This window comes from Sutterella wadsworthensis 2_1_59BFAA (assembly GCF_000297775.1).
Classification (GTDB): domain Bacteria; phylum Pseudomonadota; class Gammaproteobacteria; order Burkholderiales; family Burkholderiaceae_F; genus Sutterella; species Sutterella wadsworthensis_A.
Genome location: NZ_JH815514.1, coordinates 141,455 through 167,107, shown reverse-complemented (window position 1 = coordinate 167,107; position 25,653 = coordinate 141,455). Strand labels below are relative to the sequence as shown.

24 protein-coding genes are annotated in these 25,653 nt (G+C 63.3%); 9 read left to right on the top strand and 15 right to left on the bottom strand.

Features of this window, described 5'->3' with window-relative positions; genetic code table 11:
• Window positions 1–3 precede the first annotated feature (3 nt).
• From lptA to HMPREF9465_RS02815, 10 genes are all read right to left on the bottom strand, one after another.
• Entirely contained in the window at window positions 4–573 is a 570-nt protein-coding gene (gene lptA, locus HMPREF9465_RS02860; protein ID WP_005433918.1) for a lipopolysaccharide transport periplasmic protein LptA, read from the bottom strand.
• A complete protein-coding gene (gene lptC, locus HMPREF9465_RS02855; protein ID WP_005433917.1) occupies window positions 570–1,196 on the bottom strand; it encodes an LPS export ABC transporter periplasmic protein LptC in 627 nt (208 codons plus the stop codon). Before lptC ends, lptA begins: the two co-directional genes overlap by 4 nt.
• Window positions 1,196–1,729 carry a KdsC family phosphatase gene (locus tag HMPREF9465_RS02850; protein ID WP_005433916.1) on the bottom strand — a complete coding sequence of 178 codons (534 nt, stop codon included), beginning with the start codon at window positions 1,727–1,729 and terminating at the stop codon, window positions 1,196–1,198. The genes lptC and HMPREF9465_RS02850 overlap by 1 nt, the downstream gene beginning before the upstream one ends.
• 22 nt (window positions 1,730–1,751) lie before the next feature.
• Window positions 1,752–2,741 carry a KpsF/GutQ family sugar-phosphate isomerase gene (locus tag HMPREF9465_RS02845; RefSeq protein ID WP_005433915.1) on the bottom strand — a complete coding sequence of 330 codons (990 nt, stop codon included), beginning with the start codon at window positions 2,739–2,741 and terminating at the stop codon, window positions 1,752–1,754.
• Window positions 2,742–2,877: 136 nt separating this feature from the next.
• Complete coding sequence (locus HMPREF9465_RS02840; RefSeq protein WP_038006417.1) at window positions 2,878–3,606, bottom strand: amino acid ABC transporter ATP-binding protein; 729 nt, start codon at window positions 3,604–3,606, stop codon at window positions 2,878–2,880.
• A 33-nt stretch (window positions 3,607–3,639) separates the two neighbouring features.
• Window positions 3,640–4,323 (bottom strand): amino acid ABC transporter permease, encoded by a 684-nt coding sequence (locus tag HMPREF9465_RS02835; RefSeq protein ID WP_005433913.1) that lies wholly within the window; start codon window positions 4,321–4,323, stop codon window positions 3,640–3,642.
• A 15-nt stretch (window positions 4,324–4,338) separates the two neighbouring features.
• A complete protein-coding gene (locus tag HMPREF9465_RS02830) occupies window positions 4,339–5,073 on the bottom strand; it encodes an amino acid ABC transporter permease (RefSeq protein ID WP_005433912.1) in 735 nt (244 codons plus the stop codon).
• 94 nt (window positions 5,074–5,167) lie between these two features.
• Window positions 5,168–6,064, bottom strand: a complete 897-nt coding sequence (locus HMPREF9465_RS02825) for a transporter substrate-binding domain-containing protein (RefSeq protein WP_005433910.1) — start codon at window positions 6,062–6,064, stop codon at window positions 5,168–5,170.
• Window positions 6,065–6,353: 289 nt separating this feature from the next.
• Window positions 6,354–7,112, bottom strand: coding sequence for an enoyl-CoA hydratase-related protein (locus HMPREF9465_RS02820; RefSeq protein WP_005433909.1), 759 nt, complete (start codon window positions 7,110–7,112; stop codon window positions 6,354–6,356).
• Window positions 7,113–7,152: 40 nt separating this feature from the next.
• The gene (locus HMPREF9465_RS02815) at window positions 7,153–9,852 is read right to left on the bottom strand and encodes a bifunctional acetyl coenzyme A synthetase (ADP forming), alpha domain/GNAT family N-acetyltransferase (RefSeq protein WP_005433908.1); all 2,700 of its coding nucleotides are present in this window, start codon (window positions 9,850–9,852) and stop codon (window positions 7,153–7,155) included.
• A gap of 162 nt (window positions 9,853–10,014) precedes the next feature.
• Between HMPREF9465_RS02815 and mtnA the strand changes: the two genes are divergently transcribed.
• From mtnA to HMPREF9465_RS02790, 5 genes are read left to right on the top strand one after another with little or no spacing between them, the layout of a single operon-like run.
• A complete protein-coding gene (gene mtnA / locus HMPREF9465_RS02810; protein ID WP_005433907.1) occupies window positions 10,015–11,103 on the top strand; it encodes an S-methyl-5-thioribose-1-phosphate isomerase in 1,089 nt (362 codons plus the stop codon).
• Between the two features lie 4 nt (window positions 11,104–11,107).
• On the top strand, window positions 11,108–11,800 hold the full coding sequence (locus HMPREF9465_RS02805) for a class II aldolase/adducin family protein (RefSeq protein WP_005433906.1): 693 nt from the start codon (window positions 11,108–11,110) through the stop codon (window positions 11,798–11,800).
• Complete coding sequence (locus HMPREF9465_RS02800) at window positions 11,797–12,051, top strand: hypothetical protein (RefSeq protein WP_005433905.1); 255 nt, start codon at window positions 11,797–11,799, stop codon at window positions 12,049–12,051. Before HMPREF9465_RS02805 ends, HMPREF9465_RS02800 begins: the two co-directional genes overlap by 4 nt.
• A 2-nt stretch (window positions 12,052–12,053) precedes the next feature.
• Window positions 12,054–12,563 carry an outer membrane protein assembly factor BamE domain-containing protein gene (gene bamE, locus HMPREF9465_RS02795; RefSeq protein ID WP_005433904.1) on the top strand — a complete coding sequence of 170 codons (510 nt, stop codon included), beginning with the start codon at window positions 12,054–12,056 and terminating at the stop codon, window positions 12,561–12,563.
• Between the two features lie 9 nt (window positions 12,564–12,572).
• Window positions 12,573–13,613 carry a DUF7146 domain-containing protein gene (locus HMPREF9465_RS02790; RefSeq protein ID WP_005433903.1) on the top strand — a complete coding sequence of 347 codons (1,041 nt, stop codon included), beginning with the start codon at window positions 12,573–12,575 and terminating at the stop codon, window positions 13,611–13,613.
• 101 nt (window positions 13,614–13,714) lie between these two features.
• Here the strand turns inward: HMPREF9465_RS02790 and aspS are convergent, their stop codons facing one another.
• The 5 genes from aspS to HMPREF9465_RS02765 all read right to left on the bottom strand — a co-directional run bounded on the left by aspS (window position 13,715) and on the right by HMPREF9465_RS02765 (window position 20,651).
• Complete coding sequence (gene aspS, locus HMPREF9465_RS02785; protein ID WP_005433902.1) at window positions 13,715–15,526, bottom strand: aspartate--tRNA ligase; 1,812 nt, start codon at window positions 15,524–15,526, stop codon at window positions 13,715–13,717.
• A gap of 331 nt (window positions 15,527–15,857) precedes the next feature.
• The gene (locus HMPREF9465_RS02780) at window positions 15,858–16,088 is read right to left on the bottom strand and encodes an FmdB family zinc ribbon protein (protein ID WP_005433896.1); all 231 of its coding nucleotides are present in this window, start codon (window positions 16,086–16,088) and stop codon (window positions 15,858–15,860) included.
• A 139-nt stretch (window positions 16,089–16,227) separates the two neighbouring features.
• A complete protein-coding gene (fusA, locus tag HMPREF9465_RS02775; protein WP_005433894.1) occupies window positions 16,228–18,279 on the bottom strand; it encodes an elongation factor G in 2,052 nt (683 codons plus the stop codon).
• A 238-nt stretch (window positions 18,280–18,517) separates the two neighbouring features.
• The gene (locus tag HMPREF9465_RS02770; protein ID WP_005433888.1) at window positions 18,518–19,909 is read right to left on the bottom strand and encodes a sensor histidine kinase; all 1,392 of its coding nucleotides are present in this window, start codon (window positions 19,907–19,909) and stop codon (window positions 18,518–18,520) included.
• A 49-nt stretch (window positions 19,910–19,958) separates the two neighbouring features.
• Window positions 19,959–20,651: a response regulator transcription factor gene (locus HMPREF9465_RS02765; RefSeq protein WP_038006330.1), complete on the bottom strand. Its 693-nt coding sequence runs from the start codon at window positions 20,649–20,651 to the stop codon at window positions 19,959–19,961.
• 236 nt (window positions 20,652–20,887) lie between these two features.
• Between HMPREF9465_RS02765 and HMPREF9465_RS02760 the strand changes: the two genes are divergently transcribed.
• The 4 genes from HMPREF9465_RS02760 to HMPREF9465_RS02745 are packed head-to-tail and all read left to right on the top strand — an operon-like array spanning window position 20,888 to window position 25,451.
• Window positions 20,888–22,267 carry an efflux transporter outer membrane subunit gene (locus HMPREF9465_RS02760; protein WP_196793844.1) on the top strand — a complete coding sequence of 460 codons (1,380 nt, stop codon included), beginning with the start codon at window positions 20,888–20,890 and terminating at the stop codon, window positions 22,265–22,267.
• Complete coding sequence (locus tag HMPREF9465_RS02755; RefSeq protein WP_005433883.1) at window positions 22,264–23,535, top strand: efflux RND transporter periplasmic adaptor subunit; 1,272 nt, start codon at window positions 22,264–22,266, stop codon at window positions 23,533–23,535. Before HMPREF9465_RS02760 ends, HMPREF9465_RS02755 begins: the two co-directional genes overlap by 4 nt.
• Before the next feature lie 9 nt (window positions 23,536–23,544).
• Window positions 23,545–24,246, top strand: coding sequence for an ABC transporter ATP-binding protein (locus HMPREF9465_RS02750; protein ID WP_005433882.1), 702 nt, complete (start codon window positions 23,545–23,547; stop codon window positions 24,244–24,246).
• The gene (locus HMPREF9465_RS02745) at window positions 24,243–25,451 is read left to right on the top strand and encodes an ABC transporter permease (RefSeq protein ID WP_005433881.1); all 1,209 of its coding nucleotides are present in this window, start codon (window positions 24,243–24,245) and stop codon (window positions 25,449–25,451) included. The genes HMPREF9465_RS02750 and HMPREF9465_RS02745 overlap by 4 nt, the downstream gene beginning before the upstream one ends.
• The last annotated feature ends 202 nt before the right edge of the window (window positions 25,452–25,653 follow it).

The following is a 25,653-nucleotide window of genomic DNA, read 5'->3' as shown; positions in this document are numbered from 1 at the left end:
CTGTTACTGCTGAAGCTTGGTGGAGTTGGAGAGGGACGTGCCCTGACGCTGCGTGCCCGCGTCGGTCTTGGAGCGGGGCGCGATGATCGTCGTGACGCGCTTGCCTTCGCCGCTGTTGACTTCGGAACGGGCGTTGCGCATGTCGTAGACGATGCGCTCGCCGCTCGTCATGTCCTTCTGCTGGCCGTTTTCGCTGCGCGAGAGCTGGGCCTTGCCTTCGAGCGTGACCTTGTCGGTCTCCTCGTCGTAGGTGATGCGGCTCGCATGCGCGTGCACCCATTCCTCAACGCCCTTCGTCTTCGGATCGCGCTGCTGCTTGAAGCGTGCGGGAGAGCCCGTGATCGTGGCGCGACGGTAGCCCTTGGGCGTGATTGCAAGATCGAGGCGAGCGCCCGTCAGGTTCATCGAGCCCTGATCGACGACGACGTTGCCGGAGTAGACGGCGGTCTGCTTGACTTCGTCACCGTTGAATTGGTCGGCATGGACTTCAATGGGCTGGCTCTTGTCGGTGCTCAGGGCCCAGGTCGGCGCTGCGATGGCGGCGAGGATGCTGAAAACGATTGACTTCTTCATTTTTGGGCTGCGTTGGCGGATGTGTCAGTGGACTGCGCGTTGGGATGGAAGACCGAGACGACGCTGCCGTCGAGCTCGACCGTGTGCAGGATGTTGTCGTACTTCATGCCGTTGGAGGCTTCGGTGGTGTCGATGCCGCGGCGCATGTAGACCTTCCTGTCCGTCTCGAACCTGTAGGTGTCGAGATACCCCTTGATGTATTCGGTCGTGAAAAAGAGATCGGGCTCGTCCTTGAAGGGTGCGCGGCTCAGCTGCACGTTGCCTTCAAGCTCGACGGTCTCGAGGCTGTCGTTGCTCCATGCGCGGTCGCCCGTGAGGGCGAGCTGGGGCTTCGCAGGATCGAGGGAGTGATAGCTGGCGTCCGTGGCGCGCATGCGCTCGTCTGAGAAGTGCTCCATCGTGCTGGCGGAGAGGCGTGCGGTTGCGACGCCGCGTTCGTCGAAGTCGGTCAGCGTGACGCGGCGCGCCGTGAAGTCGGGGCTCGTTTCGCTGGGGACGTACTTCAGGGCCTCGATGCGGGTCTGGACCGAGTAGTAGTAGCTTGCGCCGACGAGCAGCAACAGCAGGGCCGCGCCGACGATGGCGGTGATGCGTTCGCGGAGGACTAGGCTGCGGTGGATCATTATTTGCCGAGGACGTAGGTGTTGTGCACGAGTGTATCCCATGCGCCCTGGGATTTGAGGATGAGTTCGGACAACTCCCTGACGGCGCCGCGGCCGCCGGGGAAGCGGGACTGCCAGTGAGTATAGTTCAAAACCTCCGGATTCCCGTCTGCGGGAGTCGTGGAGAGGCCCACTCGCATCAGAAGCGGCAGGTCGGGGACGTCGTCGCCCATGTAGGCGACCTGCTCGTCGGTGAGACCGGTCTCCTCAAGAAGTGCCTCGTAGGCGGTGGTCTTGAAGCGCTGGCCCTGGGCGATGCGGGTGACGCCGAGCTCCCTCATGCGCTCGGCGACGATCGCAGAGGTGCGGCCCGTGATGATCGCGATCTCGATGCCGTGCTTCTGCAGCATCTTGATGCCGAGTCCGTCGCGCACGTAGAAGCTCTTGTAGAGCTCGCCCGTGCCCGAGACGTTGATCGTGCCGTCGCTCATCACGCCGTCGATGTCGAGTACGACCATTCTGATGCGGGCCGCGCGCTCGTTCACTGTGGTCATGTCGGGTCTCCCGAAAAGTGGATCAAAGGACCTTGGCACCCATCAGGTCGTGCAGGTGCAGGGCGCCGATGAGCCTGTTGTCCTCGTCGACGACGAGAAGCTGGTTGCAGTGGAAGGTGTCGAGGAGCTTGACGGCGGAGGCGGCGAGCTCTTGGGCGCGGATGGTCTTCGGATTGCGGATCATCACGTCCTTCATGACGCACGGACGGATGTCGCCGAGACGCTCGATGAGGCGGCGCAGGTCGCCTTCGGTGAAGATGCCGGTCACGCGGCCTTGGTCGTCGACGACGGCGGTCATGCCGATGTGCTTCTTCGTGATTTCGCGGACCGCCTCAAGCACGCCGACCTCCTCGCGGACGGCGGGAATGTCCTCGCCCGTACGCATGATGTCCTGAACGTGGATGAGCAGGCGGCGGCCGAGGGCTCCGCCCGGATGGCTGCGCGCGAAGTCCTCCTTCGTGAAGCCCTTGGCGGAGAGGGTCGCAACGGCGAGCGCGTCGCCGAGGGCGAGCGTTGCGGTCGTGGACGTGGTCGGCGCCAGATTGAGCGGGCAGGCTTCGCGGCTGACGTGGCAGTTGAGATGCACATCGGCGTGCTGGGCGAGGCTGGAGTTCGGGTTGCCCGTGATGGCGATGAGCGTCGCGCCCTCGCGCTTGAGCGTGGGGACGATGGTGAGAAGCTCGTTGGTTTCGCCGGAGTACGAGATGGCGAGCACGACGTCGTCGGCCGTGATCATGCCGAGGTCGCCGTGGGCGGCTTCAGCGGCATGGACGAAGTAGGCGGGGGTGCCCGTGGAGGCAAAGGTGGCGGCGAGCTTGCGGCCGATGTGGCCGGACTTGCCCACGCCGGACACGATCAGACGGCCCTTGCAGGAAAGAATGCGCGAAACGGCGTCCGTGAATTCGCTGCCGAGCGTCGAGGCGAGGTGCGTGAGCGCCCCGGCTTCCTGGGTCAGAACTTCCTGCCCGAGCTGGAGAGCTGCTGCGGCATCGAATGCATGAGTGTTGCTCATTTGACGGTCCTTCTTTGCGGGAAAAAAAGCTGTACAACCTGTTAATGATAACCCGTGGCATGACCCTGAGGGGGTTCGGAAAAAGACAAAACCCCGCCGGGAAGCGGCGGGGTTTCGAGGCATGAGCGCTGAAAAATCAGTGCTGCAGAATCTTGGAGAGGAACTGCTGGGCGCGTTCGGTGTGCGGCGAGTTGAAGAACTCCTGGGCGGGGAGGTTTTCAATGATTTCGCCTGCGTCCATGAAGATCACGCGGTCGGCCACCTTGCGGGCGAAGCCCATTTCGTGGGTCACGACCATCATGGTCATGCCTTCCTTGGCGAGCTGGACCATCACGTCGAGCACTTCATTGATCATTTCCGGGTCGAGGGCGGACGTCGGTTCGTCAAAGAGCATGCAGATCGGGTCCATGGCCAAGGCGCGGGCGATGGCCACGCGCTGCTGCTGGCCGCCGGACATCTGGCCGGGGAACTTGTCGGCGTGCTTGAGAAGGCCGACGCGGTCGAGAAGCTTCAGACCGCGCTCGGTGGCTTCCTCGCGGCCGCGGCCGAGCACCTTCATCTGGGCGAGAACGAGGTTCTCGCGGATGGAGAGGTGCGGGAAGAGCTCGAAGTGCTGGAACACCATGCCGACGCGGCTGCGCAGCTGGGGAAGGTTCGTCTTCGGATCGCCAACGGAGATGCCGTCGACGATGATTTCGCCCTTCTGGAAGGGTTCGAGAGCATTGACGGTCTTGATGAGGGTGGACTTGCCGGAGCCGGACGGTCCGCAGACCACGACGACTTCGCCCTTTTCAACATCAACGGAGCAGTCCTTCAGCACCTGGAAGTTGCCGTACCACTTGCTGATGTTCTTGATTTCGATCATTGCCATGATAGGGGGATATCCTGTTCAAATTTTTTAGTGAGCCTGAGCCGTTCGCATTCTCGTCTGCAGTCGACGAATCAGCAGGGAGAGGGACAAGGAGACGGCAAGATAGCAGACAGCAGCAAAAGAGTACATCAAAACAAGCTGTCCGTCACGCTGGGCGATCTTGGAGATCGAACCCATGAAGTCATTGCCGCTGATGACGTAGACGAGACTGGTGTCCTGGAAGAGAATGATCGTCTGCGTCAGAAGCACGGGCAGCATGTGACGGATGGCCTGCGGGAGCACGACGTGCCGCATGGTCTGAGCATAGGATAACCCAAGTCCGTATGCAGCCTGAATCTGTCCCTTCTTCACGGACTGGATGCCCGCGCGCATGATCTCGGCGAAGTAGGCCGCCTCGAAGAGCACGAAGGTGATGATGGCGGTCATTTCGGCGCCGATCTTCACGGGGTGGTCGAGGCCGAGGATGATGCGCAGAATTTCCGGCATCAGCAGGAAGTACCAGAAGAGCACGAGCACCAGAGGCACCGCACGCATCAGGTTGATGTAGAGCTTTGCGGGGGCGGAGAGCCAGCGCTTTTCGGAAATGTGGCAGAGGGCGAGCAGCGTTCCGAGGAAGAGGCCGCCCACAGCCGTGATCGCAGTGAGCTGCACCGTGTAGGCGGCGCCCGAAAGGATGTAGCCCCAGCTGTTCGTAATCGAAGTGAAATCCATGACCGACTCCTTTGCTTACTTGGCGGCGATGAAGCCGGGGATCGCGCAGCGCGCTTCCATCCAGGCCATCAGGCGGTTGACGCACAGCGCGATGGCGATGTAGAGGACCGTCGCCCAGAGGTAGGCGGCGAAGAACTGGAAGGTCGCCTCGCCCATTTCATTGGCGCGCATCGTAAGTTCCGGCAGGCCGATCGTCATGGCCACGGCCGTGTTCTTGATGAGGTTCATCGCTTCGCTTGTGAGCGGCGGCAGCACGAGGCGGAAGGCCATCGGAAGGATGACGAAGCGGTAGCGCTGAATGACCGTGAAGCCCAGGGCCTTGGCGGCGTAGGGAAGACCGGAGGGAATGGACGTGATGCCGGCGCGAACCTGTTCGGCGATTCGGGACGACGTGAAGAGGCCCATGCAGAGGAAGGCCGAGAGGAACTGGCTGAGGACGGGGTCGGCCTCGATCATCCAGTCCTTGTAGGGCGGGATCAGTTCGGGGACGACGAAGTACCAGATGAAGATCTGGACGATGAGGGGAATGTTGCGGAAAAGCTCGATCCAGCCTTCGCAGATGCCTCGGATCCACTTGTTGTCGACGGTGCGGAGAGTGCCGACGATGGTGCCGAGCGTCAGGGCGAGCGCAAAGGAGGCGACGGCAAGGCTGATGGTCCAGCCTGCGCCGTAGACGAGATAAAGCCACCAGGGATCATCACTCAGCAGGGAGGTTTCCCAGAGAGTGTTGAGGGTCATGTTCAGTGCCATGGCGGGGTTCCTCTTGTTTTCGGGAATTAAATCTAAAAGGGGTCCCCGGGACGCGATTGCTAGCTGGCGTCCCGGGGACCGTAAAGGCTTGGGCTTAGATGCCGTCGCTGTTCGGGTTCGCGAAGAGTTCCTTCGTGACGCTGTTCATCGGGAAGTTGAGGTTGGCGTTCTTGGGCGGAATCGGGGATTCGAACCACTTCTTGTAGAGCTTGTCGAGCGTGCCGTCCTTCATCATGCCGACGATGGTCTTGTCAACCAGAGCCTTGAAGGCGGGGTCGTCCTTGGCGAACATCGGGGCGTACGGTTCGACGGAGAGCGAGGCGTCGACGATCTTGAAGTCCTGCGGGTTGGGCAGGTTCGAAATCTGGCCGGCGAGCAGCACGTCGTCGATCACGAAGGCGGCGGCGCGCTTCTTGGCGACAAGCTGCATGGATTCGGCGAAGTCCTTCGTCATCAGGTAGCGGATCTTGATGCCGTTGTCCTTTTCAAACTTCTTGAGCAGGGCGACGGCGGTCGTGCCGGACGTGACGGCGACGTTCTTGTTGTTCAGATCCTTGATGGAGTTGATACCGGAGTCCTTCCACACGGCGGCAGTGACCTGAACGCCGAAGTAGTTGATGCCGAAGCCGGCTTCGCGCTGACGGGCCTTGGAGTTCGTCGTGGAGCCGCATTCAATGTCAACCGTGCCGTTCTGGATGAGCGGAATTCGGTTCGCGCTCGTGACGGCCTGATACTTGATCGTCAGGTTCGGCATGTTGAGTTCCTTCTTCACGGCCTCGCTGACGGCCTTGCAGACTTCGAAGCCGTAGCCCGTGGGCGTGCCGTCAGCCTGCAGGTAGGAGAACGGAACGGAAGCTTCGCGGTAGCCGAGCGTCATCGTGCCGGAGTGCTGGATGCGCTTGAGCGTGCCGGTCAGTTCGGCGGCGGAGGCGGCGGAAGTGAGAAGCATGCCTGCGCAGAGCAGGCCGGTGAGCGGGAGGGAAAGCTTCATGGTGGAACTCCTGAAAACTTGTGTCTGACGAGGGACTGTGAAAATTCGAACGGTCGCAGGGGTGTTGCCCTTCTACGTAGCAATCAGCGTGCCAAAACCGCTAAGGTAAATAAATTAGATCGTTGAAACGACTGCGGCAGAGTCGATGAGCAGAATGCGACCAGGAGCGTTCCTTGAAGGAGGAGAAGACGGGGGCGGACGGGGTCCAAAGGAGGGCGGAACGGGATGCACCAAAACAAAGCGCGCACCAAAATAGTGCGCGCTTTGGGTGCCGAAAAAGGGCGGAGGATTATTCGGGGCGGAAGGCGGGCTTGCGGCCTTCGAGGAAGGCAGCGAGCGCTTCGGCCGCTTCGGCGGATCCCGCCTGGCGGCGCCAGACGGCTTCCTCTTCTTCGGCGGCGACTTCGAGGGCCTTGTTGCGCGGGCCGGTGAGAAGAGCCTTCATGGCGCGAACGGCGCCCGGCGGCAGGACGGCGAGACGAGCGACCTTGGAGGCGACGAGGTTGTCGAGGGATTCGTCATCCGCAATGCCCGTGATGATGCGCATCTCGAGGGCCTCGGCGGCGGTAATCGGCTCGGAGAGCATGAGCTTCTCGGTGGCGCGGGGCAGGCCTGCCGCGGCTGCCATGATGAAGGCGGAGCCGAAGCGGGTCGTCTGGCCGAGCGCGACGCAGGGCAGGGAGAAGAGGGCGCGTTCGGATGCGTAGACGAGGTCGCAGTAGAGCAGCATCGAGAGCGCGTCGCCCACGCACGGGCCCATCACCTGGGCGACGACGGGCTTCGGGAAGGCGCGCAGCGCGGCGAAGAAGTTCGTCATGGCACGGTCGAGCACTTCGGGCTGGGAGCGCATCTCCTCGAGATCGGCGCCGGCGGAGAAGATCTGCTCGCCGCCCTGCAGGAGCACGACGCGAACGGCGTCGTCGGAGGCGGCTCGGGAGAGGGCCTCCGTCATGGTGTCGAACATTTCGGCGTTGATGCTGTTGCGCTTCTGAGCGCGGCTGATCGTCAGGCGGAGAATGCCGAATTCGGTGTTGGACAGAATGGCCATTGCTGTGTTTCCCATGAAGAAGAATGTCTGAGGCGCGCCATTATAGGAGATTCGTCGGGATGGAGATGTCCTTCACCCACGGATCGGTGTCGCGGCTGTCGCCTTCGCCGAGGGTGTAGCCCATGGCCGTCATCATGCCCTGCATGGCCTCGTTGCCCTTGAGGACGTGGCCGACAAGTCGGGTGACGCCGCGTTCGGACGCCGTGGTCTCGATGTGCGCCATGAGCACGCGTGCAAGGCCGCGGCGCTGCCAGGCGTCCTCGACCACGATGCCGAACTCGGCTTCGCCGAGCTCGCCCGTCAGGCGCCAGCGTGCGACGGCGTGGATTTCTCCGTCCTTGGCGAGCGCCCAGGCGGCCTCGCGGGCGTAGTCAAGCGAGGCGAGCTCGCAGATGCGCTCGTCGGAGAGGTGGACGGACGTGTGAAAGCGCAGGTAGAAGGTCTTCTCGGACAAGCGTCCGAGGAAGCGCTTGAGCGGGTGGAAGTCGCTCTGCACGAAAGTGCGCAGCGTGAGCGCCTCGCCGCCGAACACGACTTCGCGGCCTTCCTCCCATGGCGGCGCGCAGACCGTCAGGTGCGGATAGCCGGGTTCGGACTCGACGGGCGCCTCGTTCAGATTGACGTCCGCATCGATCGCGGCGGCGCCGCCGTCGGTCCAGACGAGCGGGTTGATGGTGAGGTCCCTGATGGCGGGGATCAGGGCCGCGAGCACGGAGAGTCTGCAGAGCATCTGCGCGATGAGCGTCCTGTCCGCAGGCGCAAGCCCCCTGTAGGTCCCGAGTGCGCGTGCGATCCGGGTGCTCTCCACGAGACGGTCAGCCTCGCTCAGGTTGATCGGCACCAGCGCGGCCTTCTTGTCCTGATAAAGCTCGGAGCCTATGCCGCCTGCGCCGAACTCGACCACGGGACCGAGCACATTGTCATAGGCAATGGCGAGATGAAGCTCGCGCACGGACGAGTGCGGCACCATCTTCTGCACGACGGCGCCCACCATGGGCGTCATCGGGGAGTTGTTGACGATGCTTTCCTCCATTGAGCGCCATGCGGCGGCGAGACCGTCGCGGTCCTTGATGTCGAGCACCGTGCCCCCGATGTCGGACTTGTGCCTGAGGCCGGGGGCGGTCACCTTCAGGGCAACGGGCCAGCCGAGTTCGTCTGCGGCGGCGCCCGCCTCTTCAAGCGTCCCGACCTCCCTCAGCGGCACGACGGGAATCTCGAAGCAGGCGAGAAGGCGCCCCGTCTCGCTGGGGGAGAGCGCATGACGCCCCTCAAGGCGCGCGCCGTTCACGATGGCGCGTGCCTCGGCGAGCTTGGCGGGGTTGAGTTCCACCGACCATTCGGGCGGAATGCTCAGCCTGTCGGCACGCCTGCGGGCTTCGGCCGCCAGATAGCCGAAGGCGAGTGCGGCGGCCACGGGCGACTGGATGGCGGAGATCGGGGCGTTGGGCACGGAGCGCAGTTGCTTGCGCACGCTCAGCGCGATCCTGTCGCTCACCCAGGCGGTGATGACGGGCTTGTAGGAGCCTGCGGCCGTCTTGGCGAGAAGCTTGAGCGTCGGGTCGATCGTGGTGACGGGGCTCGGCGCCACGACGACGAGCGCGCCGTCGATCATGGGGTCCTGAAGCACGATCTGCAGCGTCTTCCGGTAGCGCTCGGGCGAGGCCGTGGCGCCCACGTTGACGGGGTTCACCGCAATCTGCTGGGAGGGATAGGCGGTCTTGAGGTCCTTGATCGTGGCGTTGCTCAGGCCGTGGAGATCGATGCCGCAGGCCTGGGCGGCGGAGGCGGTGAGCGATGCGAAGCCCGAGCCGTTGGCAATGACGGCGATGCGGTTGCCGCGGGGAAGACGGTTGGTCGCAAAGCCCGAGACGGCTGCGGTGAACTCCTCGAAGGTGGGAACGAGCGTTGCTCCCGCACGCTCTACGAGCGCTGCGAGCGCGCCTTCGCTTCCCGCGTCGGTGCCCATCTTGAAGCAGGCGATGCGGTCGGCGGCGTAGCCCAAGCCGCTGCCTGCCTTGAGGATGACGACGTGCTTGCGCGCACAGGCGGCTCTGAGGGACGAGTAGAACTCGCGCGGACGGCGGATGCCCTCGATGTGCAGGGCGATGACGCGCGTGTTCTTGTCGTTCGCGTAGTAGTCGATCAGTTCAGGCATGTCGACGTCGATGGCGGCGCCCGTCGAGACGACGCCCGAAAAGCCGAGCTCGGCGCCCTGCGCGTAGTCAAGCAGCGCCGTGCCGATCATGCCCGACTGGGTGATGAGCGCGATGTTGCCGGGACGGGGCAGGTTGGGCCAGTAGCTTGCGTTGACGCCGAGCCCCGGGTTCATGAGCCCGAGGGAGTCGGGACCGATCAGGCGCATGCCGTACTGGTCGGCCACCAGCTGGAGCTTCGTGAGCCAGGTCGCGTCGCTCGCGTATGCGTTTTCGTCCGGCGTGATGAGCGCGTAGGCGACGCCCCGTTCGCCCGCGTCGATGAGCGCCTTCAGAATGCGGTCGGCGCGCAGGGAGATCACCGCCAGATCGATGCTGCCCGGCACCTCGTTGATGCTTGAGAAGCAGGGGCGCTCGCCGATGTACTTGTACTTGGGGTTGATCGCCCAGGCGTTCTTGAGGAGCTTCGATCGGGCGACCGCGCGCCAGACGAAGGAGCCGCGGCTGGCGGTTCTGTCGCTTGCGCCGATGACGGCGATGTTTTCAGGACAGAGGGCTCGCTTGAGCGTGGGGCGGATGGGGTTCAAGGTGACCTCCCGGGCGGTGGTTGATCCGTATGCGTTTGCGTTCAATTTTGCTACGAACCGGCGGGTGAAGGCAAAGGAGGCTGCTGATGCGAAATTCGGTACACTAGGAATCAGGGCGAGGTGCGTTCCGACCCGCCAGTCCCGTCAGAAAGGTGAAGACATATGAAAGTTTACGGTGAACCTACAAGAAGCATCCGCTCCCTTGACAACGGCACGGCCGTCGAGATCGTCGATCAGACGCTCCTGCCGTATCGCTTTGAAAAGCGGGTGCTGGGCGACTGGCGGGACTGCGTGGAGGCCATCCGCACCATGCGCGTCCGCGGCGCTCCGCTCATCGGCATCACCGGTGCGTGGGCCGTCGTGCTCGCCGTCAAGGAGAATCCCGAGAACGACGCCCTGCTCAAGGCCGCCGAAGTCATCGCCAATGCGCGTCCAACGGCCGTGAACCTTTCCTGGGCCGTGCGCAGGATGATGAGCACGCTTCTGCCGCGCGACCCCGCGCTTCGCTTCGAGGCCGCCGTGAAGACGGCCGAGGCGATGACGCAGGAGGACGTGATGACCTGCCGCGCCATCGGCGAGGCGGGCATGACGCTCATCTCTGACCTCTACGCCAGGCTGCGCCGTCCCGTGAACGTGCTCACGCACTGCAACGCGGGCTGGCTTGCCACCGTCGACTACGGCACGGCGCTCTCGCCGATCTACATGGCGTTCGAGCAGGGCACACCGCTGCACGTCTGGGTCGATGAAACCCGTCCCCGCAACCAGGGCCTTCTCACGGCCTGGGAGCTCGGCCAGCACGGCGTGCCCTACACGCTCGTCGCCGACAATGCGGGCGGCCAGCTCATGCAACAGTGCGACGTCGATCTCGTGATCGTGGGCGCCGACCGCATTACGCGTCGCGGCGACGTGGCCAACAAGATCGGCACCTACCTCAAGGCGCTTGCCGCCGTCGACAATGAAGTCCCCTTCTACGTGGCCGCGCCATCCTCGACCATCGACTGGACGCTCAACGACGGAAAGCGCGAGATCCCCATTGAAAACCGCGCCGCCAGCGAGCTTCTCGTGGTCAACGGCGTGGGCAGCGACGGCGAAACGCGCACCGTCCAGATCGCCGCACCCGAAGTCGCCGTGGCCAACCCCGCGTTCGACGTCACGCACAACCGCTTCGTGACGGGCATCATCACCGAGCGCGGCATCGTGAAGCCGACGGATCTGACCGCGGTATTTGCCGACTTATTACCAAAGGCCTGAAGAAATGATGCAGGATACGACGGCGCTGCGCGCCGAATTGATTGAAACCGCCCGCGGGATGAATCTGCGCGGGATCAACGTGAACAAGTCGGGGAACGTCTCGGCGCGCGCCTGCAGGGCCGACGGTGCCGAGGGCTTCCTGATCACGCCGACGGGCATGCCGTACGAGTCGCTCACGCCCGACGATCTGGTCTGGATTCCTCTGGTGAATCCGCCTTCGCTGCGCAATGCCGACGGCGCACGGCGCCCGTCCTCCGAGTGGGAGATGCATGCGCGCGTGTATCTGCGCCGCTCCGACATCGATGCGGTCGTGCACACGCACTCGTGCTTTGCGACGGCGCTTGCCTGTCAGGACATGCCGATTCCGCCCTTCCACTACATGGTGGCTGCGGCAGGCGGCCATTCGATCGACGTGGCGCCCTACGCGACCTTCGGTACGCCCGAGCTTGCCCGCGTCGCCGCCGAGGCGCTCGCCGTCAAGAACGCCTGCCTGCTTTCGCACCACGGCGTGCTCGCTGCAGGCAAGTCGCTTCAGGCGGCGCTCACGCTGGCGGTCGAGGTCGAGAACCTGGCCCATCAGTACGTCGTCGTCTGTCAGCTCGGCAAGCCGAAGCTCATTTCCTACGAGGAGATGAACGAAGTGCTGAGGAGCTTCAGGACCTACGGGCAACAGTCCGTTGAGGGAGAGTCCAAGTGACGACGAAGGCGCCCGAAAGGTGGCTCAGGGTCGACGGCTCCGTCGTCTCCTGCACGGAGAGCGTCAAGGTGCTCAATGAAAACTGGCACGAGGCCTGCGACATGCTTCAGGAGATGTTCGAGGACGCCGTGCTTCTCGGTTGCGGCAAGGAGGCCTTCAGGGCGGAGTTCCGCCGTCTGATCGACGGCCTTGACTGCGACTACAAGGAGCTCCTTCAGCCCGTCGAGGCCAAGGGAGTCAAGGGGGACTGACCATGAGAATCAGAGCACTGGGCTGCGCGCTGGCATCAGCGGCCTGTCTTCTTCTGACGGCCTGCAGCCATCCTCAGCTCATGGATCCCGGCATGACCGAGTCACAGGTCAGGACGGAGCTCGGCGCGCCGCACGCGGCCGTTGATACGGGCAAGGGCACGCAGCGCTGGGTCTATTCCATGCAGCCCTTCGGTCAGGAGGTCTGGTGGATCGAGTTCGATGCGGACGGCAGGATCGTGCGGCGCGAGGAGGTGCTCGACAGGGCGCACATGGCACTCATCAAGCCGGGCGTGAGCACGGAGAAGGACGTCTGGAACCTTTTCGGCAAGTGTGCCCAGGAGTACACCTTTTCGCTCATTGACCAGACGGCCTGGATGTACCGATTCAAGGACGACGGTCTTTTCGACATGGCCTGCTGGGTTCAGTTCGACGTCAACGGCGTCGTGACCGAGGTGGGCTTCACGACCGATCCCTGGAAGGACAGGGATGGCCTTTTCTGGGGATTCAACTAGGAGGCGGACATGCGGGACCCGCAGTTCATGGCGAGAGTGCAGCGCATTCAGGAGGCGGCCTCCGGCCGCTGGCTGGACATACTGATCGACGCAGGATTGCCCGAGGTCATGCTTCTTCGCCTGAACAGGCCGTGTCCGCTCTGCGGCGGGAGGGACCGCTTCTCCTTCTACAGGAACAAGCCCGACGGCCACTGGTTCTGCAGGGGATGCGGCTACGGCGACGGACTGAGCCTTCTGCAGAAGTGGCGCAGCGAGCGCTTCACGGACACGCTCGTCTATCTCGAGAGGGTTCTCGGACTTCCTGAATACAAGCGGCAGGACACTGGGCCCGACTCCGTGCAGACTGCGGAGGCGGCCGCGAAAAAGCGCCGTCAGGACAGGATCGAGGCGGTCTGGAAGGAGGCGCAGGCGCTCTCCAAGGTCCCGCCGAGCGATCCCGTCAGGCTTTATCTTGCGTCCCGCGGCCTTTACTGCGGCTCGATCTGCGAGCTTCGCAGTCATCCGCTTCTGGACTACTGGGAGGAGCTCGATGACGGAGATAGAACGCATAAGCGATGGCCCGCGATGCTCGCGCTCGTCACCGACGACGAGGGACGGATCGTCACGCTGCACAGGACCTATCTGACGCCCGAGGGCATCAAGGCGCCCGTCGAGGCTCCCAAGAAGCTTTATGCGGGCGGCGCCCGTGGCGGCCTCATCAGGCTCGGCGAACCCTCAGACGTGCTCGGCATTGCCGAGGGGATTGAAACGGCGCTGTCGGCGAGGACGCTCTTCAAGATTCCCGTCTGGAGCGCCGTGAGCGTCGGCGGATTTCAGAATTTCACGAAGGTGCCCGACGGGGTGAGGAAGGTCGTCGTCTTCGGAGACAACGACAGGAGCTATGCGGGGCAGGCGGGCGCGTATGCGCTGGCCGCCAGACTGCGCAGGGACAATCCCTCCCTTGAGATCGAGGTCGAGATTCCCAAGACTGAAGGACTGGACTGGAGCGACGTGTGGATGCGGCGCAGGACGGGCAGCCGCCGTCCCTCGGGGGCCGGGACGAAGGCCTGAGGGCGGGGCGCTCCGCACCTCCGTGTGACCATGAACAAGAAGGGCCGCTTCCGTGAGGAAGCGGCCCTTCTGTGTCAGAACCGAATGTTCAGGTCAGCGGATTACTGGCCGGCGATTTCGAGTTCCTTCTTCTGCTCGTTGCGCAGGCGGATGTGGAGCTCGCGCAGCTGCTTTTCGTCGACCGGAGCCGGAGCGTGCGTCAGCAGGCACTGGGCGCGCTGCGTCTTCGGGAAGGCGATGACGTCACGGATGGAGTCCGCTTTGCACATCATCGTGACGATGCGGTCGAGACCGAAGGCGAGGCCGCCGTGCGGAGGAGCACCGAACTGGAGGGCGTCGAGCAGGAAGCCGAACTTCTGACGGGCTTCTTCCGGACCGATCTTGAGGGCTTCGAAGACCTTTTCCTGGACTTCTTCGCGGTGGATACGGATGGAGCCGCCGCCGATTTCCCAACCGTTGAGGACCATGTCGTAGGCCTTGGCGTAGGCATGTTCCGGATCGGAGACGAGGAGGTCCTCATGACCGTCGAGCGGGCTGGTGAACGGATGGTGGCAGGCAACCCAGCGCTGGTCTTCTTCCGAGTACTCGAACATCGGGAAGTTGATGACCCAGAGCGGCTGCCAGCCCGGGGTGAAGAGGCCGTGCGACTTGCCGAATTCGGAGTGACCGATCTTCAGGCGGAGAGCGCCGAGGCTGTCCCAGACGATCTTGGCCTTGTCGGCGCCGAAGAACACGACGTCGCCGTCCTGGGCGCCGGTGCGTTCGATGATCGTGTTGAGCTCTTCATCGGAGAGGTTCTTGACGATCGGGCTCTGGAGACCTTCGCGGCCCTTGGAGAGATCGTTGATCTTGATGTAGGCGAGACCCTTGGCACCGTAGATCTTGACGAACTCGGTGTAGGCGTCGATTTCGGAACGCGGCATGGAGGCGGCGCCCGGAACGCGCAGGGCGACGACCTTGCCGTTGTGCAGGGACTTGACGCCGGAGAACACCTTGAACGTGGAGTTCTCGACGACGTCGGTCACTTCGACGAGCTTCAGGTTGACGCGAAGGTCGGGCTTGTCGGAGCCGTACTGGGCCATGGCGTCGTCCCAGTTCATGACGGGGAACGGGTTCTTGAGGTCGACGTCGAGGACTTCCTTGAAGACCGTGCGGATGAGTTCTTCCATCAGGGCGCGGATTTCGTCCATGTTGAGGAAGGACGTTTCAATATCGACCTGCGTGAATTCAGGCTGACGGTCGGCGCGAAGGTCTTCGTCGCGGAAGCACTTGACGATCTGATAGTAGCGGTCGAAGCCGGCGACCATCAGGAGCTGCTTGAAGAGCTGCGGAGACTGCGGCAGGGCGAAGAAACAGCCGTCCTGAACGCGGGACGGAACGAGGTAGTCGCGGGCGCCTTCAGGCGTGGAGCGCGTCAGCATCGGGGTTTCGATGTCGATGAAGCCGTTCTTGTCGAGGAACTTGCGGAAGGCCATGGCAGCGCGATAGCGCGTGCGGAGGTTCTTCTGCATGACACCGCGGCGAAGGTCGAGCACGCGGTACGTCAGACGCGTGGTTTCGGAGAGGTTTTCGTCATCGAGGTGGAACGGAGGCGTGACCGACGGGTTGAGGATCTCGAGTTCATGGCAGAGAACTTCGATGCCGCCGGAGACGAGCGTTTCGTTCTTCGTGCCTTCCGGACGGGCGCGCACGACGCCGACGACCCTGAGACAGAATTCGTTGCGGCACTTGTCGGCCGTGGCGAAGACTTCGGGACGGTCCGGGTCGCAGACGACCTGAACGATGCCCTCGCGGTCGCGAAGGTCGATGAAGATCACGCCGCCGTGGTCGCGACGACGATGAGCCCAGCCGAAAAGAGTCACGGTCTGACCGATGAAGGATTCATCAACCAGGCCAGAATATACGGTTCGCATATAAGCTCCGAGAAAAAGACCAACGCGCGATACGAGAGCTGTTGGCCACACGATTACAACGACAATGCTATGGCTTTGCAGAGCCGCAATGGTGCATGCGGCGGCGCGACGGGCGCACCGCTGCGGAATCAGTCCGCGCCGCCTCAAGGGGGCGAAAGCGCACAATGATTAAGTTTACTGCCAAAGAATGTCGAAAGACGAGAAAACGCGGCAGTTTGGGGTATTTTATCTAGAACCGCTCACATGAAAACGCACAAAGGCCGTTGCCTCGGACTGACAGTCCTGGACATCCGGCCTTTTATCGTTTTGACGGGCGGCGTTGGCGCACTGCTTACTTCGAGCTGTCAGGCTTGCGGTGAGAGGCCGGAAGGGCTTTGTGCCCGCCGTTGAAGTCTGTGGCGGCCCAGCCCGTGCCCCTGAGCTCGAAGCCGGGGGCGGAGAGTTCCTTCACCAACGCATCCTTGCCGCACTGAGGGCACTTCGTCAGAGGCTTGTCACTCATCTTCTGAAGAAAATCCTTTTCAAAGCCGCAGTTCGTGCATCGATAAGCGTAGATAGGCATGGTATGAAAGTTTGGAAAGTGAACGTGGAGGAAACAGATTATAAGGAAGTGACGGCGGCAGAGGCTTGAAAAAGCGGAAAAAAGGCCGCCGCATCAAAGATACGGCGGCCTTGTCAGTGGCCGGATTCAGCGAAGAGGATTATTCCTCGTCGTCCTCGCGGTGGAACTTGCCTGCAAGTTCGGCCTGCTTCTGGGCCGGAACCGGCTGGTAGCTGTCAAGCTCCATGGACCAGCTGCCCGTGCCCTGCGTGAGGGCGTGCAGGCGGGTGGCGTAGCCGTCGAGTTCGGAAAGCGGCACGACGCCGGTGATTTCCATCAGGCCGCCGGGCAGGGAGTCGGTGCCGGACACCTGGCCGCGACGGCTGGCGAGGTCGCCTGCAAGGTCGCCCATGTACATGTCGGGCGCCGTGATCTCGATGCGGACGATCGGTTCGAGGATCTTCGGCTGGGCGTTGGCGAGCGCGTCAAGGAAAGCCTTGCGGCCGGCGGCGACGAAGGCGACTTCCTTCGAGTCGACGGGGTGGCTCTTGCCGTCGTAGACGGTGACCTTGACGTCCTGGATCGGGTACCCGGCGAGGTAACCGGAGTCGAGCACTTCGCGGACGCCCTTTTCAACGGCGGGGATCAAGTTGAACGGAATCACGCCACCCTTGACCTCGTCGTGGAACTCGAAGCCCGCGCCGCGTTCGAGCGGCTCGATGCGCAGGTAGACTTCGCCGAACTGGCCAGCGCCGCCCGTCTGCTTCTTGTGGCGGGCATGGCCTTCGGCCGGCGCGGTAATGGTCTCGCGGTACGGAACGCTCGGCGTGCCGGTGACGACTTCAAGCTTGAAGTTGACCTTCATGCGGTCGAGGATCGAACGGACGTGCATTTCGGTCAGGCCGCGGATCACGGTCTCGTTGAGCACGGCGTCATGGTCGACGGCCATCGTCGGATCTTCGGAGAGCATCTTGTTGAGGACTTCGCCCATGCGGGCTTCGTCGCCGCGGCGGGACGGTGCGATCGCGAGGCCGAACATCGGCTTCGGGAAGTTGATCGGACGCATGCGCACGTCGCAGAGGTTCGGATCCGAGTGAAGGATCGAGCCGTAGGTGAGTTCATCGATCTTGGCGAGGGCGCCGATGTCGCCCGGGCTGAGGAAGTCGGTTTCGGTCGTGTTCTTGCCCTGGAGGAGCAGCGGGTGAGCGGCTTTCACGCCCTTCTTGTTGTCGTCGACGTAGAGCGTGGTGTCCTTCTGGATTGTGCCCTGATGGACGCGGAAGATGCCGATCTTGCCGATGTACGGGTCATTGACGACCTTGAAGACCTGGGCGACGACGGGCAGATCCTTTTCCGGACGCGTGATGAACGGCGTGCCGTCGGCATGGATGAAGAGAGCGTCGTTGGCTTCGGCCGGGCTCGGAAGATGGCGGATGATGACCTTCATGAAGTCGCGGATGCCGATCAGGTTCTTCGCGGAGACGAAGCAGACGGGGATGACCGTGCCTTCACGCAGGGCCTTCGTGATGAGCGGGTGCAGGGTGCGAGGGTCGACGCTGCCTTCCTCGAGATAGTGCTCGAGCATTTCGTCGTCCTGCTCGATGATCTTTTCAATGAAGGCGCGATGGACTTCACCGACGCTGAGAATGTCGGCTTCTCCTTCGTCCTTGTCGAAGCAGTCGATGACGATGGAGCGGTTGTTGGCGGGAAGGTTGATCGGGAGAACGCCCGGACCCCAGACTTCCTGCAGGTCCAGAAGCAGCTGTTCGAGGTCGACGTCGGGTGCGTCGAACTTGTTGATCACGATCATGCGGCACAGACCGCGTTCCTTGGCGATGTCCATCATGCGGCGCGTCAGAAGCTCGACGCCCTTGGTGGCGTCGATGACGGCGCAGACGGACTTGACGGCGTCAAGCGCGGACATGTCCTGACCGATGTAGTCGGGGTACCCCGGGGTGTCGAGCACGTGAATGCGCACGGGGGTGAGGTCGGGAAGAGCCGTGTCGACGTGAGCGACGGCCAGACGGATGGAGTGCTGGACCTGCTTTTCAAGCGCGTCGTTGTCGCACATCGTGTTGCCGCGCTCAATGGAGCCGAGTTCGGAAATCATGCCGGTGCGGTAGAGCATGGCTTCGATGAGGGAAGTCTTGCCGCAGGAGCCGTGCCCCACCAACGCTACGGTACGAAGATTCTCGGTCAGATAGTTGCTCATTGCTGTTCTCCTCTTCCAGAACAATTTTTTGAACGGCTGGTCAAGCCGTCAGCCTTTCAATTGTGCGCCCGCGGGAGTGGAGATGGGGTGTTATGACGAAAGATGTTGACTTATGTCGACAGGATGAGAGAAGACACTGGTTTTTTCGGGCGAAAAGGGGCAAACTGTATAGTTGCGCCAAAACACAAAAGCCTTGCCCCGATGATTTCGCGGCAAGGCTTTTTGCTTTCAGGGCCGTTCAGGGCTCGTCGCAACCGATTTCAATGGACTTTGGCAGACGGATTTCGGTCTCGAGACCGTGGGGGCTGACATTGCGCGCCGTGATGGCGCCGCCGTGCGCCGTCACGCTTCGTCTGGCGATGGCGAGCCCAAGGCCGAACCCCGTGCCCGTGCGGACGTTGGCGCCGCGCACGAAGGGCGAGAACATGCCTGCGAGCTCCTCTTCGGGCATGCCGGGACCCTCGTCCCTGCATCTGATGATGAAGCTCTCCGCGTCCGAGGAGAGCGACAGGAGGATCGTGGAGTCTTCGGGTGCGTGGCGAAGCGAGTTGCGCGCAATGTTGTCGACGGCCCTTGCGATCAGGTTGCCGTCCGCATCGACGACGGGATCCCCCTCGAGCACCGTCTTCACGGTCACGTTCTTCTGCTGGGCCTCGAAGCCGAGGTCGTCGGCAACGCCCTCGAGGATGTCCGCGAGACCGACGGGCGACTTCGTCATGTTGGCGCCGTTTTCAAGACGGGCATAGGTGAGAAGCGACTCCACCAGTGCGTTGATGTTGCCGACCTCCTTCTCGATGCGTCCGAGCGAGTCCTGCGTGCGTGCGGGGTCGCGCCTCGCAAGCTCAAGCGCCACCTCGATGCGCGCGAGCGGGCTGCGGACCTCGTGGCTCACGTCGTGAAAGAGCCTTCGCTGCCTTGTGATGAGGGACTCGATCTTGTCCGCCATGCCGTCGAAGACGCGTGCGAGGTTGGCGACCTCGGCGTCCCCGCGGGCGAGTTCCTCGGAGGTGCGGGTGTCGAAGGCGCCGTCGGCGAAGCGGCGCATGGCGCCGTCGAGCGTGTGGAGGCTGCGCGTGTAGAGGCGGGCGAGAAGCCAGGAGACGAGTAGCGTGAAGAAGGCGGCGAGCGAAAGGGTCAGCGCGATCGGAAAGTGATGGAGCTCAGGGGGAATCAGTCTAACGGGGAAGGCGACGGTGCGCACGGCGAAGAATTCGCAGGGCTCGTTGTCGATCTCGACGGTTCTGACGGGCAGGCGCTTTTCTGGCGGACCGTTGGGGTCGTCGGTGAGCTTGCGGATGGCCTTAAGACTTTCGTAGGCCTTGTCGGGCAGCTTGCGTCCGGAGATTTCCCGGCCGCTGCTGTCAAGCACGAAGACGATGGGATTGGTGTTGAGGCGCTCGTTGCGCAGCCATGAGATGAGGCCGTCCCTGCCAGCCACCTCGTAGATGCCGACGGCGCTGTCGACGGACTTGTGTGCGATGAATCGCCATTCAATGCGGCCGATGTCCTCGTTCTGCTGGCTCTGGGCCGAGTAGGCGGCCATCCAGACGCCTGCCGCCGTCAGCAGAATGACGAGGCAGAAGCCGGCGAAGAGCTTGCCGAAAAGCGTGTTGAACAGGCGGTTGAGCATGAGCTACTCCTTCTTTTCGGCGGGACGGCGAGTCGGCGGATGCAGCGGATCAGCGGACCACGAACTGATAGCCCACGCCGCGGATGCTTTCGATCGCGACGCTCGTTCCAAGCACGGCGGCGAGCTTGTGGCGGATCGAGGAGACGTGGACGTCGATCGCGCGGTCATAGCGCTGCATGGCGCGGCCGAGCACCTTCTGGTAGATCTCGTCCTTCGGGACGGGAGTGCCGACCTTGCGGGCCAGCACCTCAAGGAGCGTGAGTTCGGTGCCCGTCAGGTCGATGACGATGCCATTGGCCGTGGCTTCGCGGCGGCTCGGGTTGATGGTGAGGGGGCCAGCCACCACGGGGGCGATCGCAGAGGGCATGTTGGCCGTGCGGCGGAGAATCGCGTTGAGTCGGGCGGCAAGCTCGCGCGGCGGACAGGGCTTGGGAACGTAGTCGTCGGCGCCGAGCTCGAGGCCGATGATGCGGTCGACGGGATCGCCCTTGGCGGTGAGCATGAGAACGGGAAGCTGGCTCTTTTCGCGAATGCGTTTGAGAACCTCCACGCCGCTCATGCCGGGCATCATCACGTCGAGCACGACGATTTCAAATTCCTGTCTTGAAAGCAGTTCCAGAGCCTCGGTGCCGTTGTGGGCAGCAACGGGAGCGAAGCCCTCGAGCTGCAGGTAGTCGACGAGAAGCGTGACGAGCTCGACGTCATCGTCGACGATGAGGATGGGACGGGGATGCTTGAACATAACGGACCCGAAAATAACGGCTTGAACCGTGACTTGGAACAATGGAATGACTCATGTTAACAAAAATCGGCGAGCAAAAGTTTGTTACGTGCTCTTCCGAAACCTTTACCCGAAGCCTGTGGAACGCCGTTGTGGTCTGTAGGAGAATGAAAGTGAGGATCTCAACCGTTTATGATTCTCGTTCAAATTTCCCAAAGACCGGATACAGCAGAAAAACAATGACGAATCCGTTGACGATGAAGAGGTCTGTCCTGGGCTTGCTGATCGGCGCGCTGTTCCTCTCTGGCTGCGCAGTGCAGATGCCGGACATGAAGACCATGGCCGAGGAGGCGGCTCCCGGGGCCTGGAGCGTCTCGATTGAGACTCAGGCGCCTGCCGACCCCGCCGAATTCTGGCAGTCCTGGAACGATCCGAAGCTATCGGCGCTCGTTGAGAAGGCCAGAAGCGCAAATGCCGACGTGCTCACAGCGCTCGCATCACTGCGTACGGCCAGAGCGGGCCTGTCGGAGGCGCAGCATGCGCTCTTTCCCGAGGCCACGATCGGTGGCGACGCTTCGCACCGCCATGCCGACGGCGGTTCGAGCGACAGTTTCTCGGCCTCCGCCGACATGAAGTGGTCGTGGAACCTCGCGGGTGCGGATCTCTCCAACGAGACCGCCAGACGTTATGAGGCGCTCGCGAGCGAAATCTCCGTTGCCGATGCGCAGGCGCTCGTCGAGGCCGAGACGGCTCAGGCGTACATCAACCTGCGTTCGACGCAGGTTCTCCTGCAGATCGCCGAGGACACCGTCAGGAACTACGAGGAAAGCGCCGAGATCGCGGGCTGGCGTGCAGGCGCAGGCCTGAGCAGCGCCTCGGAGGCCGAGGACGCGCTTTCGCAGGTCGCCTCCGCCCGAGCCGCGATTCCTCAGCTGAAGGCGACCGAAGCCACCTATCGAAACGCACTGGCCCGCCTGACGACGATTCCCGCCGACAAGCTCGATCTGGGCACGGGTTCCGTACCTCAGGCGCCGATTCGCCTGACCGCCTCGATTCCCGCCGAGACGCTGATGAAGCGTCCTGACATCCGCAGCGCGCAGGCCTCTCTTCTGGCTGCAGGCGCCGATCTCAGGAGCGCCCGCGAAAGCTATTTCCCGACGCTGTCGCTCTCGGGCTCGCTCGGCACGCAGGCCGCGACGCTCGGCGCCCTCGGCGCGAGCGGCACGGGCATCGCGTCCCTGATCGGCGCGCTGTCCATGCCCGTGCTCAACTGGGGCAGTCTGGCCGCACAGGAGGAGAGGGCCGCCGCATCGCTGGACAAGGCGAAGGCGAACTACCTATCCGTCATCGTGAAGGCGCTTGAGGAGACGGACAACGCCCTCAACGGCATCCGGTCCGCACAGGACCGAACGGCGCTTCTCAGGACGGCCCTTCAGCACACGGAGAAGACCTACGAGCTCACGGGGCTCGAATACAGGTCGGGCATCGGCGACTATTCGATGCTTCTTGAAGCACAGCAGCGCCTCCTCACCCTGAGGGAGAGCGTGACGAACAACATGACGGAGCTTTCCCTTCAGCACGTGAAGCTCTACCGCGCCCTGGGCGGCGCCTGGAAGGCACAGGAGAGTGCAAGATGACCGAACAAGAAAACAACGACCGCACGAAGCTTCTGCTCAAGGATGAAAGCCGCTCGCGCTATGTCCTCTGGGCGGCGGGCGGAGTTCTGGCCGCGCTCGTGGCAGGCGCTTGGTACTGGTATCAGGGCACGCAGAACACCAACGCCGTCAAGTACGTGACCGAGGCCGTCGAGCGCGGGGACGTGCACGTCAGCGTGTCCGCGGACGGCACGCTCGCACCTGTGCGCACCGTCTCGCTCGGTTCCGAGCTTTCGGGCATCGTGCGCGAGGTAAACGTCGACGTCAACGACGAGATCAAGGAGGGCCAGAGCCTCATCGTGCTTGACAAGCGCAATCTGGAGGCGAAGGTGCTTCAGAACAGGGCTTCGCTGCGAAGCGCGGAGGCCAGCCGCAGGCAGAGTGCGGCGAGCCTGAGGGAGGCGGAGCTCAAGCTCAAGCGCATGCAGGAGCTCAATCGTCTCTCCAAGGGCACCATGCCGAGCAAGACCGAGCTTGAGACGCAGGCCGCGTCCGTCGACACGGCGCGCGCGGCGGTCGCCGTGGCCGATGCGAACATCGCCGACGCCATGGCCTCGCTCCAGACGGCTGAGAACGATCTCTCCAAGGCCGACATCAAGTCTCCCATCGACGGCGTGGTGCTCGCCCGTTCGGTCGAGCCCGGCTATGCGGTGGCGGCAAGCCTGCAGGCGGTCGAGCTGCTGACGCTCGCCACCGATCTGAGTCAGCTTGAGCTCGAGGTGTCCGTCGACGAGGCCGACATCGGCGTCGTCAAGCAGGGGCAGAAGGCCTACTTTACGGTGAGCGCCTATCCGAACCGCCGCTTCCCCGCTGAACTGACCAAGGTTTCCTACGGCGCCACGACGACGGAGAACGTGGTGACCTACACGGCCTATCTTCAGGTCGACAACCAGCAGATGCAGCTGCGCCCCGGCATGACGGCTTCGGCCACGATCTCGACGGCCGACAAGCAGGACGTGCTCCTTGTCCCCAATTCCGCCTTCCGCTTCCGTCCCAAGGCCGCATCGGAGAGCGACAAGCCGAAGATGAATGCCATGATGCCGGGGCCGCCCCACGGCGCCGCCAGCAAGAAGGTCAAGGAGATTGCCCAGCACGGCCAGGCGAGCAGGACCGTTTACGTGCTGCGTGACGGCAAGCCCGTGCGCGTCGACGTCGTCACGGGTCTCACCGACGGCATGCAGACCGAAATCGTCTCGGGCGACATCGCCGAGGGCGACAAGGTCGTCGTCGACCAACAGAAGGGCGCCTGAGGAGACGCAATGGGACAGCCACTAGTTGAACTCGTCGACATCCGCAAGCGCTACGGCACGGGCGAGGCGGCCTTCGAGGCCCTGCGCGGCGTGAGCTTTTCGATTGACGAGGGCGAATTCGTCGCCATCATGGGCGCGTCGGGCTCGGGCAAGTCGACGGCCATGAACATCATCGGCGCGCTCGACAGCCCGACGGCGGGCGCGTATCTCTTCAGCGGAATGCACGTCGAGAGCCTGTCGCGCGACCAGCGTGCGCTCCTGCGGCGCAAGTACCTCGGCTTCGTCTTTCAGGGCTTCAATCTTCTCGCCAGAACGACGGCGCTTGAGAACGTGGAGCTTCCGCTCCTCTACCGCGGCATGGGCGCCTCCGAGCGCCGCAAGCTGGCGCGGGCCGCGCTCGACCGCGTAGGCCTGCTGGACTGGGAGCACCATACGCCGGCGGAGCTCTCGGGCGGACAGCAGCAGCGCGTCGCGATTGCGCGCGCCATCGTCACGCGCCCGAAGCTGCTTCTCGCAGACGAGCCGACGGGCAGTCTTGACACGGCGCGAAGCGAGGAGATCATGGCGCTTCTTTCGGCCCTCAACGCCGAGGACGGCATCACGGTCGTGCTCGTCACGCACGAGCCCGACATGGCCCGCTACGCAAAGCGCCACCTTGTCTTCAGGGACGGCCTGCTCATCAGCGACAGCAAGACGGAGGCCGCGTCATGATCGGGAATGCATTCGTGCTGGCCGTGCGCCAGATCAGTCGAAATCCGCTCAGAAGCCTGCTCACCGTGCTCGGCGTCGTGATCGGCGTCATGGCCGTGATCACGATGGTGACGGTCGGCAACGGGGCCTCGCAGGCTATTCGCACGCAGATCGAGTCCTTCGGCAACAACCAGCTGATGCTGCGTCCCGGTCTTCGCATGGGGCCGGGCCAGAGCGTGGGCGCGCCGAACTTCACGCTCGAGGACGCCGATGCGCTCAAGCGCCAGATCGCGGGCATCGTCGCCGTGGCGCCTCAGGCCTCCAAGACCATGACGGTCGTGGCCAACGGGCGCAACTGGCAGACGAGCGTGATCGGCACGGACAACAACTACTTTACGATCGACAACCGCGAAATCGTCGACGGACGCACCTTCGAGCAGGGCGAAATGCAGTCGGGTGCCGCCGTCTGCGTGATCGGCGGCACCATTCAGAAGGAGCTCTTCGGCGAAGGAGCGGAGGTCATCGGACGCACCATCCGCACGGGAAGCTTCTCGTGCAGGGTCGTGGGCCTTCTCAAGACCAAGGGTACGGCCGCCATGGGCGGCGATCAGGACGACCTGCTCGTCATGCCGATCAAGACGCTCCAACGCCGCATCCTCGGCAAGAACCGAGTCGGCGCCCTTCTGGTTTCGGTGAATCCGCAGTCGGACCGAGACCGCCTGCGCGATGCCGTCACGGAGCTCATGCGCGAGAGGCGCAGCCTCTCCGACGGCGATGACGACAACTTCCAGATTCTGGACACGGCGGAGATCGCCGCCAAGGTGGCATCCACCACGCAGATCATGACTACGCTGCTCGCCGCAGTGGCGGCCGTGAGCCTGCTCGTGGGCGGCATCGGCATCATGAACATCATGCTGGTGTCCGTGACAGAGCGAACCCGTGAAATCGGCATCCGACTCGCCATCGGCGCCCTCGAGCGCGAGGTGCTGCTCCAGTTCCTGATCGAGGCGCTGATGCTCGGCTGCATGGGTGGCGCGCTCGGCGTGCTGGCGGCTCTGGGCGTCTCGAAGGCCCTTGCGGTCTACATGGGCGTGCCCTTCATCTTCAGCCCGGGCATCAATCTGCTCGCTTTCACCGTGTCGGCCCTCACGGGCGTGGTGTTCGGCTTCTTCCCCGCCAGACGTGCGGCCAAGCTCGACCCGATCGAGGCGGTGCGTCACGAGTGACGCGGGAGCGCAGTGGAAAAGCAGAAAGGTCCGAAGCGTGAGCTTCGGACCTTTCATTTTGTTTGCTGGTGCGCTTGCCTGATTCGCATGAAGGCGAAAGCGCACGGCTTAGTATGAAAGCGGAAGCGCCGGAAACCAAAAAGAAAAAACACCCCCGGTAGGAATACTCGATTCCTATGTTGATGGGGCATTACTATGGACT